The organism is Exiguobacterium sp. s56, from assembly GCF_018618255.1.
Classification (GTDB): domain Bacteria; phylum Bacillota; class Bacilli; order Exiguobacteriales; family Exiguobacteriaceae; genus Exiguobacterium; species Exiguobacterium chiriqhucha.
On sequence record NZ_JACSLR010000005.1, the window covers coordinates 139,685 to 158,167 of the forward strand.

16 protein-coding genes, 1 riboswitch and 1 other annotated feature are annotated in these 18,483 nt (G+C 53.1%); of the genes, 6 read left to right on the forward strand and 10 right to left on the reverse strand.

What is annotated here, in order from left to right:
- Window position 1: 1 nt before the first annotated feature.
- Entirely contained in the window at window positions 2–1,387 is a 1,386-nt protein-coding gene (gene pepV, locus KNP71_RS07185) for a dipeptidase PepV (protein ID WP_021065564.1), read from the reverse strand.
- A 306-nt stretch (window positions 1,388–1,693) separates the two neighbouring features.
- Here pepV and KNP71_RS07190 point away from each other — a divergent pair, with 306 nt between their 5' ends.
- Window positions 1,694–1,915: a DeoR family transcriptional regulator gene (locus KNP71_RS07190; protein ID WP_081637897.1), complete on the forward strand. Its 222-nt coding sequence runs from the start codon at window positions 1,694–1,696 to the stop codon at window positions 1,913–1,915.
- Between the two features lie 83 nt (window positions 1,916–1,998).
- Here KNP71_RS07190 and KNP71_RS07195 read toward each other — a convergent pair whose 3' ends face one another.
- Entirely contained in the window at window positions 1,999–2,709 is a 711-nt protein-coding gene (locus tag KNP71_RS07195; protein ID WP_131471312.1) for a pseudouridine synthase, read from the reverse strand.
- Window positions 2,709–4,406, reverse strand: a complete 1,698-nt coding sequence (locus KNP71_RS07200) for a putative polysaccharide biosynthesis protein (protein WP_058764030.1) — start codon at window positions 4,404–4,406, stop codon at window positions 2,709–2,711. Before KNP71_RS07200 ends, KNP71_RS07195 begins: the two co-directional genes overlap by 1 nt.
- A gap of 128 nt (window positions 4,407–4,534) precedes the next feature.
- Here KNP71_RS07200 and KNP71_RS07205 point away from each other — a divergent pair, with 128 nt between their 5' ends.
- Window positions 4,535–5,809 (forward strand): BaiN/RdsA family NAD(P)/FAD-dependent oxidoreductase, encoded by a 1,275-nt coding sequence (locus tag KNP71_RS07205; RefSeq protein ID WP_021065561.1) that lies wholly within the window; start codon window positions 4,535–4,537, stop codon window positions 5,807–5,809.
- A 44-nt stretch (window positions 5,810–5,853) separates the two neighbouring features.
- Here the strand turns inward: KNP71_RS07205 and KNP71_RS07210 are convergent, their stop codons facing one another.
- The 4 genes from KNP71_RS07210 to KNP71_RS07225 all read right to left on the reverse strand — a co-directional run bounded on the left by KNP71_RS07210 (window position 5,854) and on the right by KNP71_RS07225 (window position 11,434).
- Complete coding sequence (locus KNP71_RS07210) at window positions 5,854–6,366, reverse strand: pyrophosphohydrolase domain-containing protein (protein WP_131471313.1); 513 nt, start codon at window positions 6,364–6,366, stop codon at window positions 5,854–5,856.
- A 14-nt stretch (window positions 6,367–6,380) separates the two neighbouring features.
- Window positions 6,381–7,421, reverse strand: a complete 1,041-nt coding sequence (locus tag KNP71_RS07215; protein ID WP_214826878.1) for a hypothetical protein — start codon at window positions 7,419–7,421, stop codon at window positions 6,381–6,383.
- Window positions 7,422–7,538: 117 nt separating this feature from the next.
- Window positions 7,539–9,944 carry a leucine--tRNA ligase gene (gene leuS / locus KNP71_RS07220; RefSeq protein ID WP_029595145.1) on the reverse strand — a complete coding sequence of 802 codons (2,406 nt, stop codon included), beginning with the start codon at window positions 9,942–9,944 and terminating at the stop codon, window positions 7,539–7,541.
- A 38-nt stretch (window positions 9,945–9,982) separates the two neighbouring features.
- Window positions 9,983–10,201 (reverse strand) — a binding site (T-box leader).
- Window positions 10,202–10,243: 42 nt separating this feature from the next.
- Window positions 10,244–11,434 carry an MDR family MFS transporter gene (locus tag KNP71_RS07225; protein WP_051627705.1) on the reverse strand — a complete coding sequence of 397 codons (1,191 nt, stop codon included), beginning with the start codon at window positions 11,432–11,434 and terminating at the stop codon, window positions 10,244–10,246.
- A gap of 176 nt (window positions 11,435–11,610) precedes the next feature.
- Between KNP71_RS07225 and mnmL the strand changes: the two genes are divergently transcribed.
- Together mnmL and mnmM are read left to right on the forward strand one after the other, a co-directional pair.
- On the forward strand, window positions 11,611–12,588 hold the full coding sequence (gene mnmL / locus KNP71_RS07230) for a tRNA modification radical SAM protein MnmL/YtqA (RefSeq protein ID WP_131471315.1): 978 nt from the start codon (window positions 11,611–11,613) through the stop codon (window positions 12,586–12,588).
- Window positions 12,542–13,114 (forward strand): tRNA 5-(aminomethyl)-2-thiouridylate-methyltransferase MnmM, encoded by a 573-nt coding sequence (gene mnmM, locus KNP71_RS07235; protein ID WP_029595142.1) that lies wholly within the window; start codon window positions 12,542–12,544, stop codon window positions 13,112–13,114. Before mnmL ends, mnmM begins: the two co-directional genes overlap by 47 nt.
- Window positions 13,115–13,144: 30 nt before the next feature.
- On the opposite strand, the gene KNP71_RS07240 is transcribed toward mnmM, so the two are convergent.
- Window positions 13,145–13,861, reverse strand: coding sequence for an alpha/beta fold hydrolase (locus KNP71_RS07240; protein ID WP_021065554.1), 717 nt, complete (start codon window positions 13,859–13,861; stop codon window positions 13,145–13,147).
- 89 nt (window positions 13,862–13,950) lie between these two features.
- Entirely contained in the window at window positions 13,951–14,421 is a 471-nt protein-coding gene (locus tag KNP71_RS07245) for a GNAT family N-acetyltransferase (RefSeq protein WP_029595141.1), read from the reverse strand.
- A gap of 164 nt (window positions 14,422–14,585) precedes the next feature.
- Between KNP71_RS07245 and KNP71_RS07250 the strand changes: the two genes are divergently transcribed.
- The gene (locus tag KNP71_RS07250; protein WP_029595140.1) at window positions 14,586–15,083 is read left to right on the forward strand and encodes a hypothetical protein; all 498 of its coding nucleotides are present in this window, start codon (window positions 14,586–14,588) and stop codon (window positions 15,081–15,083) included.
- A 39-nt stretch (window positions 15,084–15,122) separates the two neighbouring features.
- Here KNP71_RS07250 and metK read toward each other — a convergent pair whose 3' ends face one another.
- Window positions 15,123–16,331 (reverse strand): methionine adenosyltransferase, encoded by a 1,209-nt coding sequence (gene metK / locus KNP71_RS07255; protein ID WP_021065551.1) that lies wholly within the window; start codon window positions 16,329–16,331, stop codon window positions 15,123–15,125.
- 132 nt (window positions 16,332–16,463) lie between these two features.
- A riboswitch (SAM riboswitch) is annotated at window positions 16,464–16,583 on the reverse strand.
- A 315-nt stretch (window positions 16,584–16,898) separates the two neighbouring features.
- Between metK and pckA the strand changes: the two genes are divergently transcribed.
- Window positions 16,899–18,470, forward strand: coding sequence for a phosphoenolpyruvate carboxykinase (ATP) (pckA, locus tag KNP71_RS07260; RefSeq protein WP_029595139.1), 1,572 nt, complete (start codon window positions 16,899–16,901; stop codon window positions 18,468–18,470).
- The last annotated feature ends 13 nt before the right edge of the window (window positions 18,471–18,483 follow it).

Here is an 18,483-nt window from a genome sequence, read left to right on the forward strand (position 1 = left end):
ATTATTTAGCGAGCTCATAAATCGCTTCCGCATAGATGGCGGCGGCGCGAAGTAAATCTTCAATTTCCATGTATTCATCGACTTGGTGGGCGACGTCTTTCGCTCCAGGGAACAGCGCCCCAAAAGCGACACCAGCCTCGAGCGAGCGCGCATACGTCCCTCCGCCAATGGCCATCAAGTGCGCTGACTCGCCGGTCTGACGCTCATAGACGCCTGCCAACGTTTTCACGAGCGGATGGTCTTCGGCCACATGGTGCGGCGGCATATGATGACGCGTCGACAGTTCGAACCCGAACGACAAGGCGATTTCTTTCAAGTTTTGCAACCGTTCCTCGAATTTCGCGGTGTATGGATAACGGATATTCACCGTCGCCGTCCGTTCGTCCCCTTGATAGCGGAACACACCACCGTTAATCGTCAAATCGCCCGTCTCATCACTCGCTTCGATACCGAGTGAAATCCCGCGTGAATCGGCGAACACGTGACGAATGAACTCGATGTAGCGCTCTCCTTGAATGTCGAGCGGGAGCGTCAACAAGAAGCCGGCGAGGACGTAGGCCGCGTTGACTCCGTTATCTGGTTCCATGGCGTGGGCGGCCACACCTTTCATCGTGAACGTATACGTCCCTTGGTCCCATGTGCACGTGCCGTCCGCTTCATATTTTTCGAGATACGCTTCAAACTTTTCTTCGAGAACGTCTTCTGTCTCGAGTACCGCTGTCGCAAAGTCCGGGACCATGTTCGGCCGTTCTCCGCTCACGAACGAGACCAAGTGATGTTTCGAGCCTGGCACCCGTTGAATTGGGAGCTGCTTCAAGACGCCATCGTATAGCCCCTTTTCAGCATTGATAATTGGAAAGTCAGCGTCCGGTGCGAAGCCATATGTCGGCATCGCCTCTTGTTTGAAGTATTCGCGGACACAACGCCATTCGCTCTCCTCGTCGCAACCTGCAATCAGGCGGACGCGTTTCGATAGCGGCAATCCAAGTTCCTTCACGATGCGCAGTCCGTAATAAGCAGCCATCGTCGGTCCTTTATCGTCATTGCTGCCACGGGCGAATATTTTCCCGTCGGCGATGGTAGGATTGAACGCCCCATACGTCCATCCCTCCCCAGCCGGCACCACGTCTAAGTGACAGAGGATGCCAACGATTTCTTCCCCTGACCCGTATTCTAAATGCCCCGCGTATCCGGCGACGTCTTTCGTAGCGAACCCGTCTCGCTCTCCGAGTGCAAACATGTAATCGAGAGCTCGGCGGACTTCAGGTCCAAACGGTTCGTTCGGGCCGGTCTTCGTCTCATCAAGCACGCTTGGGATTTGCAATAACCCTGTTAAATCTTCTAAAAATGCGTCTTTTCGTGCGTCGACTTCTTGTCTCCAATTCATATGGATCTCCCCTTTGCGAATGTTCTCTCCCTTATTAGTATATCCAAATGTTAGAAAGACGAACATTCATTTCGAAAATATTTTTTCGTTCGTCTTTTAGCCTTTTGTCTACGTCTTTACATATCCTTCATTCGATATTTACGTTCATAATCGTTTCTTTACATTTCGATTGTTCGTTCTTTTCTCTTGCAATTCTATGCAGGAGCGGTATACTAAAGGTGTAATTTTAGAAAATAACAATTTCATATTTCATTTGTCGTCCGTAGGTTTTGTCTTTCATCATTCTACGCATTGGGAGGTTATCCAATGAAAGGTTCAACAGATCGTATGCTAACCCGCATCAAGTCCATTTATTTGTTCATTAACGAAAGGGAATGCGTCACCACTTCTGAACTAGTAGAGGAGTTCGGGATCACATCACGCACCGTACAGCGTGATTTGAACGTGCTTGAATACAACAATCTGGTTGAAAGTCCGAGTCGCGGAACGTGGACATCATCAAAACGTTCGCTCAAGACGGCAAATTAAATAACAAGTTACGAGGGATTCCGGCAACGGGTCCCTTTTTTTGCGCCCAAAAAGGCACGTGTCGGCTGACACGTGCCTTCATTTCATGTGAAGAACAAGTCGACTTCCTCTTCGCTCAACTCCCGATACGCCCCGGGTTCGAGCGTCGGGTCGAGCTCGAGTGCGCCGATTTGGACCCGTTCGAGCTGCTCGACGTGTTTCCCGACCGCGGCAATCATCCGTTTTACTTGATGATACTTCCCTTCCGAGAGCGTCAGACGGACCGTCGAACGACGTCCGGATTTGCTGATGAGCTCAAGTCGGGCCGGTTTCGTCGTATAGCCGTCCTCAAGCTCGACACCCTCGGCGAAGTGACGGACATCGTCTGTCGTCATCTCCCCGTCAACTTCGGCGACATACACTTTGTCGACATGCTTACGCGGTGACATGAGCGCATGATTGAACGCCCCATCGTTTGTGAGAAGCAACAGACCGGTCGTGTCCTTGTCGAGACGTCCGACCGGGAACAACTCGTAATGGGCGTAGGACGGGTCGATCAAATCGACGACCGTCGATTCGACCTTGTCCTCGGTCGCACTGATGACACCTGCCGGCTTGTTCATCATCAAGTAGACGAACGGTTTGTACTCGACGACCTCGCCTTGCACGGTCACCCGTTCCGTTTCAAGGTTGACTTGACGTTTCGCGTCTTTGACAGGTTGGTCATCGACACGGACGACCCCTTGTTTCAGTAAAATCTTGACGTCTTTGCGCGAACCGTATCCCATGTTCGCCAATAATTTATCAATTCGCATTAAGCTTTCCTCCGATACTGGAATCGTTTCCCTAATAGTTTTCCGGCCAAGTGGCTTCTCCAACCGAGATAGCCGTATACGACGAGACCGATTCCGAAACCGACGATCGTGGCAACGATATCATTGCCCCAACTCGGTTCATTCCGGAGCGTGACGAACAGCGAGCCATACACGGCGATAAACATCGCGCCACCCATGGCAAACATGAGCATCGTCCGACGCAACAGTTGCTTATACGGAAACTGGAGCGCCCGTTGGATTTTCCAAACCATGAGGATAATCGCGACGATATAACCGGCGATCGTCGCATAACCAGCGCCGATCCCGCCGATTGCATACACGAACGGTACGTTGAGCACAGCTTTCGTGATGAGACCCATCGCCGTCGCGAAAATCGTGAAATATTGACGGTTGATCCCTTGCAGGATGGCCGCCGCCACCGAGTAATAAGCGAGGAAGAACGCACTCGGTGCGTAGTGGAGCAGGTAGACCCACCCTTCGCGGTCACCTGGGAACAACGTCCCGAACAACGGCTCCGCGAGCGCGACCAATCCGATGACGGCCGGGATGGTGACAAAGAACGATACTTGGAAAATATGGTTCACTTGATTGCGAACTTTGTTCATATCGCCGTGCGTGAACGATTTTGTCACGAGCGGGATGGTCGCCATCGACACACTCGCCGCAATCGATACCGGAATCAACACGATTTTATGGGCGTTCCCCGTCAAGAATCCGAACGCGGACGTCGCTTCGGCGACCGACTTCCCAGAGTTGAGCAACGTATTGACCATCGTCAACTGGTCGACGAACTGATAGAGCGGCGTCGACAGACCGACCATGACGATTGGAATCGAATAGCTGAGCAACTCGAGCAATAGTGATTTCATCGAACGGACCGGTGTGCCGGCCGGATTATCGGTTTGACGATGGATGTCTTTCCGTTTGCGCCAGTACATGGCGAGCACGACGATACTCCCAATCGCACCGATAAAGGCGCTGAACGTCGCAATCGTGACGGCGAGCACTTTCAAACCGTTCAACTCGGTCGTCGCCACAGCAGCGGTGCCACCGAGCGAGTCAGCGAGCGGACGAATGAGTGCCGAGTCCGAGAAGACGAACAAGACGAGCATCGTCCCACTGAGGAGGAACATGATGCGGACGATCTGTTCGATGACTTGGGAGATGGCCGTCGGGGCCATGTCCTGATGTCCTTGGAAATAGCCGCGCACCATACTCATCGCTGGGATGAGCAGGAGGGCGAAACTGACGCTACGCGTGACGAGCGTCAACGAGTCGATATATTGCTGATTGTTCTCCGAGTTGCGGACCATGAGTTCCGATAACCACGGTGCTGAGAAGAACAGTAATAAAAAAGCGACGACTCCGGTCACGAGCATCAGCTTCATCCCTTGACGGAACAAGCGCTGACTCGTGCCATATTCGCCGAGCGCATTATACTTGGCGATGAATTTCGATACGGCCACGGGAATCCCCGCCGTCGAAATGGCGATCATGAGCGCATAATAGGTGTACGCCGCCTGATAGAGCGTGACACCGGCAATCCCGACCATCGCTTGGAACGGGAACGTATAGAGCAGTCCGAGTGCACGTGAAATCAAATTTCCGGCTGACAGCAGCAGCGTGCCTTTGACGAAGGACTCTCGTCCTGAATCTTGTTTGACGCTTGATGACATGAGATACCTCCATCTATTGTTTCACAACTAATGTACCTAATTTTACAAAACGACCGTTTCTCATTATACTCTTACTGTTGCAGATAATAAAGTTACGAATTTGATTTGAAAGAGAAACGAGGGATACCATGATGAAAGATGTAATCGTCATCGGAGGAGGCCCAAGCGGTCTGATGGCGACCTATGCCGCCGCCAAAGCCGGAGCGAACACGCTCCTAATTGATAAAGGTTCGAAGCTCGGACGCAAGCTCGCCATTTCTGGCGGAGGACGCTGTAACGTGACGAACCGCAAGCCCGTCGACGAGTTGATTCAATTCATCCCGGGGAACGGACGCTTCTTATATAGCGCCCTCGCCCAGTTCGACAACCAGTCGATTATCGACTTGTTCACCGGGTTCGGCATCCCGTTAAAAGAGGAAGATAACGGCCGGATGTTCCCGGTGACGGATAAAGCGCAAGACGTCGTCAACACGCTCCTCGGGGCCATCGACCAACTCGGTGTCGAGATTCGCAAAAATGCGAAAGTGAAGACGCTCCATTTTAATGAAGCAAATGAGTTCGAAGCGGTCGAACTCGAGGACGGAGAGCGGATCGAGGCCGGCGCTTGCGTCATCGCCGTCGGTGGACAATCCGTCCCTCACACCGGCTCGACCGGGGACGGCTATCCATGGGCCGAGAAAGCCGGCCATACGATCACCGAGCTGTTCCCGACTGAAGTACCGATTTTGTTGAACGATGCGTTCATCGGCACGAAACAGCTGCAAGGGCTGTCGCTCCGTGACGTCGCCCTCACCGTTCACGGCAAGAAAGGCAAGCCGATTAAGACACACCGCGGCGACATGATTTTCACGCATTTCGGCATCTCGGGTCCGATTGCCCTCCGGTGCAGTCAATATACGATTAAAGAACGCAAACGTAGCAAAGAGCGCGTCGTCGCCCTCTCGCTCGACTTGTTCCCGGACATGGCACGTGACGAGCTGTATCAAGAGCTTTGGAACCAAGTGCAAGACCAACCGAAGCGGGCCGTCAAGAACGTCTGGAAAGGATTCATCCCGGAACGGATGCTCGACTTGTTGTTGGCCGACCTCGCGTTCGGCGAAGAGGACGCGAGCCAGCTGAAGAAACAATCGGTTATCGATTTCGCGACCCGATTGAAGACGTTCGAGTTGCACGCCACCGGAACGCTCGATTTCGATAAAGCGTTCGTCACGGGCGGCGGCGTTTCCGTCAAAGAAATCGCCCCACAAACGATGATGTCGAAGAAAGCAGACGGCTTGTTCTTCGCCGGCGAAGTGCTCGATATTCACGGCTATACGGGTGGTTATAACATCACGGCCGCCTTCACGACCGGACACTGTGCCGGTTCACACGCGGCACAGTTCGCGGAACAGACGACCGTATAAACAAAGAGAGTCGATCGCACGTGCGATCGGCTCTCTTTTTAGTGTCACTGTTTTGCTTCAAGTTGACGTCTTACTTCCGCCTCGAGCTCTGGCTCGGGTGGCAACCAGCCTTCCGGCTTCATGACTTTATTGTCTGACGCACGGAGGATCGGCTTGCCGTCTGGTCCGAGCTTCGCCATATTGGCACGCTGCACGATTTCAAACAACGGAACCGGGTCGAGCCCGAGTTCGACGAAACTGCCCATCACGAAATAGAGGGCGTCCGTGAGCGCATCACCTTGTCCGACGAGGCGAGCGACGTCGTCCGTCGGCGGTGCGTCTTGGAGCGATTTTTGAACCGCCTGTTCGAATCCTTGTTGGAACGTGGCGACGGCAGCAAGGAACTCGTCTTCATTCCGTGCCGATTGATGTAAAAATTCGACGACAGCTTCTTCTGCCGTCCAGACCGAACGTTTGACAGCACGGTCTAAGCTAAGCGGTTGCGGTGCACTCGCCTCCGGGTGTCCGAACGTCTCGTGGAACTGGCGAACCTCTTCATAAAAGTAACGTTTGCTCATCTCATTCTCTCCTATCAGTCGACCGAGACGAAATCGTCAAGGTCGAACACATCTGGTCGCACGATGGCGAATATCTCATTGTCTTGCAGGAACATGCCGGTCGAGCCGTAGACGCGAGGTGTCACCATCTGCCCGTTCATCGTCCCTTCGTCCGGGTTGACCGTATAGAGGACGAGTTCTTCCGAATCGAGGACGTAAATGCGCCCTTGGCGTTCGACGAGGCCGACACCGCGGAAGTTCTCGAACTTCTGTTGAATCGAGGCGCTCATCCCTTCGGTCGTGAGCGGTTTTCTCGACTCGACAGCCCATTCCGTCTTCGGTTCCGCTACTGCTTCAGAGTCCGCTTCATCTGTCGTCGATGTCGAATCGTCGTCTGAATCGGTTTCCGTCGCTGTACCCGTTTCCGCCTCACTGTCGTTGGCCGTCTCTTCCTCGAGCGTCCGCTCTTGGACGTACAACAGTTCTACATCCGGCGTGTCCTCCAAACGGCTCATGATAATCAATCGTTTCGTCTCTTCATCGTAACCGAGGCCGAACAACCGGTCTGTCGAGGCGATTCCTTTAATCAATTTACGTCGTTGTTCCGTCCAACGGCCTTCTACCCGCTCGATTGTCACGAGAACCCCGTTCGCCGTGACGGCATATATTTTGTCTTCGGAAATCATGCGCATGCCGATGAACTCGCCGAACCGATAGGGTTGCCCTTCGTTCTCCAATATGAGCGACGAATTCACGCGATTGGCGTTCCCGCTCACTTCGAAGAACTCTTTATTTTTCGTCAAGACGAGATACGATCCGATCGTGTCACTATAGTACACTTCATCAATCTCTTGAATCTGTTCGAGGGCATCGGTCGTATCGATGTCCTCCTCGTCCGGCGAGGCTTCGACGGGAGGTACCGAAGTCGATTGATGGCTCGTTTGAATATCGATTTTCTCAAACGTCGAGGCGATTTGGCTTTGGATGTCCTTGTCCGAAAAGACGAACACATAGCATAAAATCACACCGACGACGACGGCAAATAGCGTCGTATATAGTACGTATGAACGTTTCATGGACGTTTCGTCCCCTTTATATGCAGTATCGCCCTTTAGTGTAACAAACCCGACCCGAAAAGAAAACGACATGACGAAAAAGAAAGGAACGTGTGACAATGTCACACATTCCTTTGCTTATCCTACGACGATATTGACGAGTTTCCCTGGAACGACAATCACTTTGCGGACCGTCTTTCCTTCCGTGAACTCTTGAACGCGTTCGTTCGCAAGCGCATCGGCCTCGAGCGCTTCTTTCGAAGCGTCGCGGGCCACGTGCATCTTCGCACGAAGCTTCCCGTTCACTTGGATGACGACTTCAATCGTGTCGCTGACGAGTTTCGACTCATCGAACGTCGGCCATGCCGCGTACGTCAAGTCTTCTGTCATGCCGAGACGTTCCCATAACTCTTCGGCCAAGTGTGGCGCGACTGGGGAGAGCATCTTGATGAAGTTGACCATCTCTTGTTTTGGAAGCGTGTCTTGTTTGTACGCCTCGTTGATGAAGACCATGAGTTGCGAGATCGCCGTGTTGAAACGGAGCGCCTCGTAGTCTTCTGTCACTTTCTTCACCGTCTGATGGTACGTCCGTTCGAAGTCGGCCGTCGGAGCGCCGTCCGTGAGCTCCGTCTGGTCGAACAAGCGCCAGACGCGGTCAAGGAAGCGACGAGCGCCGTCAAGGCCGTTCGTCGACCAAGCGATGGCTGCGTCGAGCGGTCCCATGAACATCTCGTAAAGGCGAAGCGTGTCAGCACCGTGCGATTTGATGATATCGTCCGGGTTGACGACGTTCCCTTTTGACTTCGACATCTTCTCGTTGTTCTCACCGAGAATCATCCCTTGGTTATAGAGCTTTTGGAATGGCTCGTTCGTTGGAACGATGCCGATATCATAGAGCACTTTATGCCAGAAGCGAGCGTAGAGCAAGTGTAGGACCGCGTGCTCCGTACCACCAATATATAAGTCGACCGGAAGCCAACGCTTCAACTTCTCTGGATCCGCGATCATGTCTTCATTGTGCGGATCGATGAAGCGAATGTAGTACCAGCAGCTACCGGCCCATTGTGGCATCGTGTTCGTCTCGCGCCGCCCCTTCTCACCTGTCACAGGATCCGTGTACGTCAACCACTCGTCGGCGTTCGCAAGCGGTGATTCTCCCGTACCCGACGGCTTGATTTCATCGATAATCGGGAGTTCGAGCGGAAGCTCTTCAATCGCAACGGTCTTGAGCGTACCGTCTTCCATATGAATGATTGGAATCGGCTCGCCCCAATAGCGTTGACGGCTGAACAACCAATCGCGGAGACGATACGTCGTCTTCGCACGGCCAGTGCCGGCGAGTTCGAGTTCTTCGATGATTTTGGCGATCGCGTCGGCTTTATTGAGGCCGTCCAAGCTGCCTGAGTTGACGTGGACGCCGTCCTCGACGTAAGCCGCCTCATCCAAGTTGCCGCCTGTGACGACTTCACGGATCGGAAGGTCGAACGTCTTCGCGAACTCATAGTCGCGCTCATCATGTCCAGGTACGGCCATGACCGCGCCCGTGCCGTATGTCGACAACACGTAGTCAGCGATCCAAATCGGAAGCTTCTCCCCGTTGACCGGGTTGATGGCGTAAGCGCCGGTAAATACACCCGTCTTCTCTTTGGCGAGATCGGTCCGTTCGAGGTCTGTCTTTTTCGAGACTTCTTCGACGTACGCTTCGATGGCGACGACTTGTTCCGGTGTCGCGATTGCTTTCACAAACGGGTGCTCCGGTGCGAGCGTGACGTATGTCGCGCCGTAAAGTGTGTCCGGACGTGTTGTGAACACCGTCACGACTTTATCGTGACCGTCGACTTTGAAATCGACTTCAGCCCCGACCGACTTGCCGATCCAGTTGCGTTGCATCTCTTTGACGCTGTCTGGCCAGTCAAGCCCTTCTAAATCATCGAGCAAGCGCTCGGCGTATTCCGTGATACGAAGCACCCACTGTTTCATCGGCACACGGTAAACCGGATGGCTTCCCCGCTCCGACAACCCGTCGATGACTTCTTCGTTGGCGAGTACCGTCCCGAGGGCCGGGCACCAGTTGACGGCGACTTCGTCGACGTAGGCGAGTCCGCGGTCATGAAGTTGTGTGAAGATCCATTGCGTCCACTTGTAGTATTTCGGGTCGGTCGTGCTGATTTCACGATCCCAATCGTACGAGAAACCGAGCTCTTTCAATTGGCGGCGGAATGTGCCGATGTTGCGCTCTGTGAACTCGCGCGGGTCGTTCCCTGTGTCGAGGGCATATTGCTCGGCCGGAAGACCGAACGCGTCCCAACCCATTGGATGGAGGACGTTGAAGCCTTGCATCCGTTTCATGCGGGCGATGATGTCCGTCGCCGTGTAACCTTCCGGGTGACCGACGTGAAGTCCGGCTCCTGACGGATAAGGGAACATGTCAAGGACGTAGAAACACTCCTTGTCCGGGTCCTCTGTCGTCCGGAATGCATCTTTCTCGTCCCAACGCTTTTGCCATTTCGGCTCGATGTCTTGATGTTTAAAATAGTCCAACATTCATCCTCCTCTGCATAATAAAAAGCCTTCCGCCCCGGTAATGGGACGAAAGGCTTGAAAGCTTTCCGCGGTACCACCCATGTTGCATTTCTGCCACTTGAGACGCCGGTAACGAGGCGTAACTCCGGTTCACCCTACTGTTCGTTCAGGCGAACTGCTCCAAGGCGAGTTCTCGCGGTCCATATACCGGTTCACACCACCCACCGGCTCTCTACAAATACAGACGTCACGATACTATTCCTCTTCTACGCATGTGTATGATCTCACTCGTTCATTTTAGCCCAATCTGTTTTAGAGCGTCAACTTGATTTTTCAGGTACTCGGATGTCCTTCATGAAAATGAAGAACGCGAGCGCGATGGCCGTGAGCAAGAATAGCATTGTAAAGACGGCACCGATGCCGAATACGTCATAGACGAGACCCGACACGGTCGGACCGATCATCCGACCGACCGAGGCTGCGATATTGACGAGTCCTTGGAACTGACCTGCTTTCCCCGGCGGTGCGAGTTTCGCGGCAATCGTCGGAACGGCCGGCCAAATGAACATCTCCCCGATCGTCATGACGATCATCGCGACCATGAACATCGTGAAGCCCCCCGCGAACGGGACGACCGCGAAGGCAGCGAGGAAAATGACGGCGCCGACGATGAGTTGCTTCTTCAAATCATCTTCAAAGTAACGAAGCGCCCGGTTGAGGAGCGGTTGAGCGAACACGATCAAAGCTCCGTTCACCGTCCAAAGGAGTGAATATTGGCTGATTGTCACGCCAAGGTCTTTCGAATGGACGGCGATTGTCCCTTGCCACTGCACGTAAACGAACCAAAGGGCCGCGTAACCGATGGCAACGAACCACATCGATTTCATCGTCGCACTCGATAACGTCGTCGCCGCAGCCTCAAGCTGCGACTGGACGACCGGACGTGCCGGGTCTTTCAAATAACGGAGCCCGAATAAGAGGACGACGACGAATAAGACCGATAAGAAGAAGTTGGCGTAGAAAATCAACTCGATATCGATGCGCGCAATCTGTCCGCTCATCGCTGTCCCGAGGGCGACCCCGACGTTTTGAGCGACGTAAATCGCGTTGAACGAACGGCGTCCGCCTTCCGGCCAAATCAAGCCGGCAAAGGCGTATACCGTCGGGAAGACGAGACCGCCGGAGAACCCGATTAAGCCGAGCCAGCCCAAGTAGCCGAGGAACGTGGCATGGAACAACAAGAACCCGAGCGAGCTCACGAGCAATAGGCCGACCGAGAGGATGAGCGTCCGCTTCCCGCCGATCCGGTCAAACAGCGTCCCCCCGATATAGTTCCCGGCAATGGCGAGGGCCGAGTTAACGAGCAACGCCATCCCTGCGAGCGTCATTGACTCGCCTAAATATCCATTTATATAGAGTGTGTTAAATGGCCATAAAAAAGACGCCGCCGTCGTATTGAGCGCCATCGCGATGACCAAAATCCATACCGAAATCGGCATTTTGTTGTTCATACCAGTTACTCCTTTCCTACCCGTTAAACGATAAAAATTCGGCACGACGGCCGAATCAAAAATAAGTCCTCCTCCAAGCTAACGGAACGCCTCATAACTGTCAAGAAAAATTACTTATTATGAAATAACGGTGACTTATCTTTGTGATAGCATGAGCAAAGAAGGAGAGGATATTCATGCAAAACCCGTTTGGCGAAGCCAAATATCACAAATTAAATGAAGCATATCGCCGCGAGTTCGGCGGAAAAGTGTTCAAAGTACCGCTCGACGGGGGCTTCACTTGTCCGAACCGGGACGGGCTCGTCTCGAAGGGCGGGTGTACGTTCTGCTCGGATGACGGAAGTGGCGACTTCGCAGGCAATGCCTGTGATCCGATTTCGGTCCAATTCGCCGAAGTGAAGGCGCGGCTGCACCGAAAATGGAAACACGCCAGTTACATCGCCTACTTCCAAGCGTTCAGCAACACGTATGCCCCCGTCTCCCGGCTCCGGGAATTATTCGAGCCCGCCCTTGAGGAGGACGGTGTCGTCGGTCTATCGATTGCGACCCGACCGGACTGTCTGCCAGACGACGTCGTCGACTATCTCGCCGAGTTGAATGAACGGACGTCACTCACGGTCGAACTCGGCCTGCAGACGATTCACGATGCGACGGCGAGGAAAATCAATCGTGGTCACGACTACAAGACGTTCTTGGAAGGACTCGACAAACTCCGGCGACGCCAAATCAGCGTCGTTGTCCATATCATCAACGGCCTGCCGGGCGAGACGACGGAGATGATGCTCGACACGGCGCGAGAAGTTGCTAAAATGGACGTACAAGGAATCAAGATCCATTTGCTCCACGTCTTGAAGCAGACCCCGCTCGCCAGACAATACGAAAAAGGACTGCTCGAGCTCATGGACGAGACGACTTACGTCTCGCTCGTCTGTGATCAATTGGAAGTATTACCGCCCGAGATGGTCATCCATCGTCTGACCGGTGACGGTCCACCCGATCTGTTGATCGGTCCGACGTGGAGTCGGCACAAGATGGCCGTCCTAAACGCCATCGATGCCGAATTAATGCGTCGTGATTCTTTCCAAGGAAAAAAGAAGGATGAGAGCCATGGGATTAATGAGAGTTTTACCGTTCGCGAAATACCTACTTCGTGAACATGTGACGCCAGGTGCCGTCGCCATCGATATGACGGCCGGCAACGGGCACGACACATTGTTTTTAGCCGAACTCGTCGAAGCGACGGGACATGTCTATGCGTTCGACGTTCAAGCCGCGGCGGTCGAGGCAACACGGACTCGTATCGAGGAGGCAACATTGACGGACCGTGTCACCGTCATTCATGATAGCCACGACACGGTCCGGGACATCGTGGCAGACGAGACACGCCCAATCACAGCGGCCGTGTTCAATCTCGGCTATTTACCGGGAAGCGACAAGTCGGTCACGACGACCGGCAATACGACCATCGACGCCCTCGAGCAACTGCTCGATGTCATGGCCGTCGGCGGCGTCATCGTCGTCGTCATCTATCACGGCCATGAGAGCGGCAAAGTCGAGCGCGATGAGGTGCTCGCATATGTCGAATCACTCGATCAAAAACGGGCCGGCGTCCTCCGTTACGGCTTTATCAATCAAATCAATCATCCCCCGTTCATCGTGGCGATTGAAAAACGAGAATAAAAACAGGCGACTCATGCGAGTCGCCTGTCTTCATTCTCGAATCAATTCATAAAACGTGATGAGCGTCTCCGCGAACTTCGTATTCAGTCGTTCATAGCCGAAGTGCGGGAACCCTTCAAGCCGGCGGATATACACTTGGTCGCCGCCGATTTTCCGGCAGACGTTGAGTGTCAATTTCACATCGGCGAAGCGATCGTCCGGTGCGTAGAAACAAGCGAGCGGCAGACGCGGCAGATGTTTCTTCTCTTCTTGATGCTCGACGATTTCCTCTTCGATTTCACGGTATTGACCGTACGTGATCTCCCCGAAGCGCGACGACTCTTCCCCGCCACCCATGAACGTCATCATGCCGAGCGGAAGGTCAGGACGGAAACGGTCGACCGCACTGGCCACGACTTGTTTCAGTCCGCCGATTTGGCGGGACGGATGCCAGTCGAACAGCGGTGAGATGTACGTCAGACTGCCGAGCGGCACGTCATATTCCTGGAGCAAGCGGTTCGTCAACAACGCCCCGAGACTGAACGCGATGACGTGAATCGGCAGCTTGTACTGACTCGCCTCACGTAACGTGTTCTTGATTAACAATTTATGGTCTTCCGCCGTCAAACCGACCGTCTGGCCGGTCACGACGAGGACTTCATACTCGTCCCGCAACCGTCCTAAAAACGCCTCACTCAAACGCGACGTGAACTGGAGCGGATACACGATCACGATGACCCCTTTTCGTGATTCTTCTTCATAAGCCATGCTGTCACCTCATTTTGTTATCACATATCTTTATACTAACAAAAAACATCAGCCGAGACTGATGTTTGGTTGAAAATCCGTCTAGGGTCTTAGCGCGGGTCGTACCGTAAATGAATCAGTTCCATCGGTTGATCGTATACTTCTTCTTGGATTCTATTCAGTTCGATGAACGCCTCATGACTCAAAAAAGCGATGGCTTGCTCGTTCGAGCTTTCGACGTACAGCTCGATCGGTTGGACTTTCCGTTCCCGTAGATGCGACAACAGTGCCGTCCCTAGGCCTTGGCGGTGATGAGCCGGATGAAGATAGAGACGGAGTACTTCCCATGTGTCCCCGCGGTCGATGGCGTGATAGAAGCCGATGACGTCGCCTTCGGCCTCACCGACAATGAACAACTGCTCTTTCGCTTCCTCGCTTGAACTGATGGCGCGGACGATCTCTTCTTGTTGATAGGCGCGTTCCATTACTTTCGAACGAACCTCGTCTCGTTCACTGACCGTCGCGAGCGCAATGTCGCGGATGGTGGCGGCATCTTCTGGCACGGCTTCTCGAATCTTCATAACGGCATCCCCCTTTTGGCCAATCTAGTAGTAACATTCCCCATCGGCAAAAAAATATCCTGCCCGTTCATTACTTTTTGATGTCGAAATGAAGGAAAACGTTATTTTCCATTTTGTGTCGGGTATAAGAGTATCAATGCCAACTTACAAAAAGGAGTGTTACCATGGAACCGAAACTACAACACGATCCACAAGTCGAGCAAGCCAATCATCCGAACCGTCAGTTTGAACAAACGAACACAGGAGGTCCAAAAATCACAGTCGTGACTGGGATGCTCCTCGGCGCCCTCGTCGGCGGCCTACTCGCCTTACTTAGTACGTCAAACCGTGAGAACACGAAACAATCGTTCTCGAGCGCGAAGTCATCGGTCGGCGGTCTCGTCGATACGGTCAAGCAAGACCCGGCCGGAACGGCGTCACAAGTCATCGGTCAAGTGAAAGCAGCGAGCGAGGTCATTCAAGACGTCGCGACCGACGTGCAAAACGTCTATGAAAAAGTCGCCGGTGAAGTCGACACGGTCAAACAAGACGTGAACAAAGTCGTCGGGACGGCGCAAGAAGCGAAATCGGATTTACAATCGATCGGCGAGAAAGTCGTCGAAGCGAAAGATACAGCACTTGGCAAAGAGAACTCAACAACTGAAGACAAGCCGCAAGCCTAAAAAAAACGACCTTTCGAGTGAAAGGTCGTTTTTCTATGCTTATGCGAAACGTTTCGCGCCTTCTTCGAGCACTGCCGCTTTGTCCGTTTGCTCCCATGGGAGTTCAACGTCTGTACGACCGAAGTGGCCGTAAGCTGCTGTCTGCTTGTAGATTGGGCGACGAAGGTCGAGCATCTTGATGATGCCGGCCGGACGGAGGTCGAAGTTCTCACGAATGAGTTCGACGAGCTCAGTCTCGCTCAATTTGCCTGTGCCGAACGTATCAACCGCGATCGATACCGGGTGAGCAACACCGATTGCGTAAGCAAGTTGAACTTCTGCTTTGTCAGCAAGTCCCGCTGCAACGAGGTTTTTCGCCACGTAACGAGCTGCATACGCTGCTGAACGGTCAACTTTGGTAGGATCTTTACCTGAGAACGCGCCGCCGCCGTGACGAGCGTATCCACCGTACGTATCGACGATGATTTTACGTCCTGTGAGGCCTGCATCCCCTTGTGGTCCACCGATTACGAAGCGGCCAGTCGGGTTGATGAAGTATTTCGTGTCCGCGTCGATGAGTTCAGCCGGGATGACTGCATCGATGACGTGCTCTTTCAAATCAGCTTGGATTTGCTCGAGCGTGATGTCTTCCGCGTGTTGTGTCGAGATGACGATTGTGTCGATGCGAACTGGGTTGTTCGCTTCGTCGTATTCGACTGTCACTTGTGTCTTACCGTCTGGGCGAAGGTAAGCGAGCGTGCCGTTCTTACGAACTTCTGCCAAACGACGTGACAATTTGTGAGCGAGTGAAATCGGGAGCGGCATGAGTTCCGGCGTCTCTTTTGTTGCGTAACCGAACATGAGACCTTGGTCACCAGCACCGATCGCATCGATTTCTTCTTCAGTCATTTGTCCTTCACGAGCTTCGAGCGCTTGGTCAACACCTTGCGCGATGTCTACCGATTGCTCATCGATCGATGTGAGGACAGCACAAGTCTCTGCATCGAAACCATATTTCGCACGTGTGTAGCCGATCTCACGAACAGTTTCACGAACAACTTTCGGGATATCCACGTAAGTTGATGTTGTGATTTCACCTGCTACGAGCACGAGACCTGTTGTGACAGACGTCTCAGCCGCAACGCGGGCGTTTGGATCTTCAGCTAAAATTGCATCCAAAATCGCATCTGAGATTTGGTCACAAATTTTATCCGGATGTCCTTCCGTGACGGACTCCGAAGTGAAAAGTCGACGGTTCAAGTTTGCCATTTCGAAAAACCTCCTATAATAAAGGGTGATGTGTGGACGGTACTCGTTCCCCTTACGCGTTGCTTTGGGACGGTAATGAAAAAAACCTCTCGCCATGTTCAAATGGGAAAGGTTGAATCGTTCTTCCTTACCCTCTTATCGTTCGAAGCTTACGCTTCGCTTCAGGATAGCACCTTTTCCGAATAACAATGAAAAATCGGACGGTTGCTGGGCTTCGTAGGGCCTTGTTCCCTCCACCGCTCAGAATAAGAGTATCCGTTACGAAGACCATCATATAAATGACACCCCGTTCTGTCAAGCGTATCGACCGAATTCGTCAAACTTTTCACAAACGGTCAAATAGTTATGTTTGTGAAATATCAAACATTTTTTTGTCCGTTTTGGTTTTTGTACTATGACCTGGTACAGAATATGTTAGAATGACAATGTAAGAAAGCGCTTACTTTAAAGGGTAAAAAATGCTTGTTTTTGATTAGTATGTCACATATAATAAAAACGTCATACTGATTAAACGCGGAAGTATGCGGATTTCATCCACATCTATTTAGGGGAAAGGTGGGATTCAGGATGGCGACAACGCTCCTGAAAATCGAAGAATTAATTAAAGGTGCCGACATGATGCGGAACTTGACGGTTCCAGAACTGGTGGAAGAAGCCATTCGCAACGGTGAAGGCGTACTGACGAAAGACGGGGCTTTATCGGTCAGTACCGGGAAATTCACAGGACGGTCACCGAAAGACAAATTCGTCGTGCAAGATGAAGTCAGCAATCATTTAGTAGACTGGGGTCCAGTCAACCAACCGATCGCGGAAGAGAAGTTCACCGCGCTACTCGACAAAGTGTTGACGCACCTCGAAACGAAAGACAAGCTCTATTATCTCGAGGCGTCTGCGGGGGCAGACGAGCACTATACGCTCCCGGTCCGTGCCATCACGGAATACGCGTGGCACAATTTGTTCGCCAAACAGTTGTTCTTGCGTGAATGGCCGACGAAAGGTGCCTTCGAGCCCTTCACGGTCATCTATGCACCTAGTTATAAGGCCGATCCAGTCATCGACGGGACGAACTCCGAAACGTTCATTCTCGTCTCATTCGCCAAGCGGACCATTCTGATCGGGGGAACAGAATACGGCGGCGAGATTAAAAAATCGATTTTCTCGGTCATGAACTTCCTGTTGCCGGAACAACATGTGTTATCGATGCACTGCTCGGCGAACGTATCGGACGCCGGCGAGACGGCCCTTTTCTTCGGTCTATCGGGAACTGGGAAGACGACACTGTCGGCCGACCCGGAACGCCATTTGATTGGGGATGACGAGCACGGTTGGTCACCCGACGGCGTCTTCAATATCGAGGGCGGTTGCTACGCGAAGACGATCAATTTGTCGCGCGAGAACGAGCCGGAAATCTACGATGCCATCCGTTTCGGCTCATTGATTGAGAACGTCGTCTTAGACGAGAACCGGGCACCGGATTATAAGAATATCTCGCTCACCGAGAACACACGGGCCGCCTATCCGATTCAATTCATCGATAACGCGATGCTTCCGTCACGGGCCGGTCATCCGAACACGATCGTCTTCTTGACGGCCGATGCATACGGGGTATTGCCTCCAATCAGCAAATTGACGAAAGAGCAGGCGATGTACCACTTCTTGTCAGGGTATACGTCAAAACTCGCCGGCACGGAGCGCGGCGTCACTGAACCACAGGCGACGTTCTCGACCTGCTTCGGGTCACCGTTCCTGCCGCTCGCACCGGAACGCTATGCGGACATGCTCGGTACGCTGATTGAGAAGCACGACGTCGACGTCTATCTCGTCAACACGGGTTGGACCGGCGGCGCGTACGGAGAAGGATCACGGATGAAGCTCGCCTATACACGGGCGATGGTGAACGCGGCGGTCAACGGCAAATTGCGTGACGTCGAGACGACGCGCCACGACATTTTCAATGTCGAGATTCCACGCCACATTGACGGCGTGCCAGGCGACGTGCTCAATCCGCGGGACACATGGAAAGACGGAGCGCGCTACGATGCCGAGGCAACGGCGCTCGCCCGGAAGTTCCAGGACAATTTCAAACGATTCACGAAAGCGAGTGAGGCGGTCGTTGCGGCCGGACCAATCATCGTATAACGAAAAATGAGAC

Coding starts and splice junctions, on each gene's coding strand:
- pepV (WP_021065564.1), bottom strand. CDS start 1,387: ATGAATTGGAGACAAGAAGTCGACGCACGAAAAGACGCATTTTTAGAA.
- KNP71_RS07190 (WP_081637897.1), top strand. CDS start 1,694: ATGAAAGGTTCAACAGATCGTATGCTAACCCGCATCAAGTCCATTTAT.
- KNP71_RS07195 (WP_131471312.1), bottom strand. CDS start 2,709: ATGCGAATTGATAAATTATTGGCGAACATGGGATACGGTTCGCGCAAA.
- KNP71_RS07200 (WP_058764030.1), bottom strand. CDS start 4,406: ATGTCATCAAGCGTCAAACAAGATTCAGGACGAGAGTCCTTCGTCAAA.
- KNP71_RS07205 (WP_021065561.1), top strand. CDS start 4,535: ATGATGAAAGATGTAATCGTCATCGGAGGAGGCCCAAGCGGTCTGATG.
- KNP71_RS07210 (WP_131471313.1), bottom strand. CDS start 6,366: ATGAGCAAACGTTACTTTTATGAAGAGGTTCGCCAGTTCCACGAGACG.
- KNP71_RS07215 (WP_214826878.1), bottom strand. CDS start 7,421: ATGAAACGTTCATACGTACTATATACGACGCTATTTGCCGTCGTCGTC.
- leuS (WP_029595145.1), bottom strand. CDS start 9,944: ATGTTGGACTATTTTAAACATCAAGACATCGAGCCGAAATGGCAAAAG.
- KNP71_RS07225 (WP_051627705.1), bottom strand. CDS start 11,434: ATGAACAACAAAATGCCGATTTCGGTATGGATTTTGGTCATCGCGATG.
- mnmL (WP_131471315.1), top strand. CDS start 11,611: ATGCAAAACCCGTTTGGCGAAGCCAAATATCACAAATTAAATGAAGCA.
- mnmM (WP_029595142.1), top strand. CDS start 12,542: ATGGGATTAATGAGAGTTTTACCGTTCGCGAAATACCTACTTCGTGAA.
- KNP71_RS07240 (WP_021065554.1), bottom strand. CDS start 13,861: ATGGCTTATGAAGAAGAATCACGAAAAGGGGTCATCGTGATCGTGTAT.
- KNP71_RS07245 (WP_029595141.1), bottom strand. CDS start 14,421: ATGAAGATTCGAGAAGCCGTGCCAGAAGATGCCGCCACCATCCGCGAC.
- KNP71_RS07250 (WP_029595140.1), top strand. CDS start 14,586: ATGGAACCGAAACTACAACACGATCCACAAGTCGAGCAAGCCAATCAT.
- metK (WP_021065551.1), bottom strand. CDS start 16,331: ATGGCAAACTTGAACCGTCGACTTTTCACTTCGGAGTCCGTCACGGAA.
- pckA (WP_029595139.1), top strand. CDS start 16,899: ATGGCGACAACGCTCCTGAAAATCGAAGAATTAATTAAAGGTGCCGAC.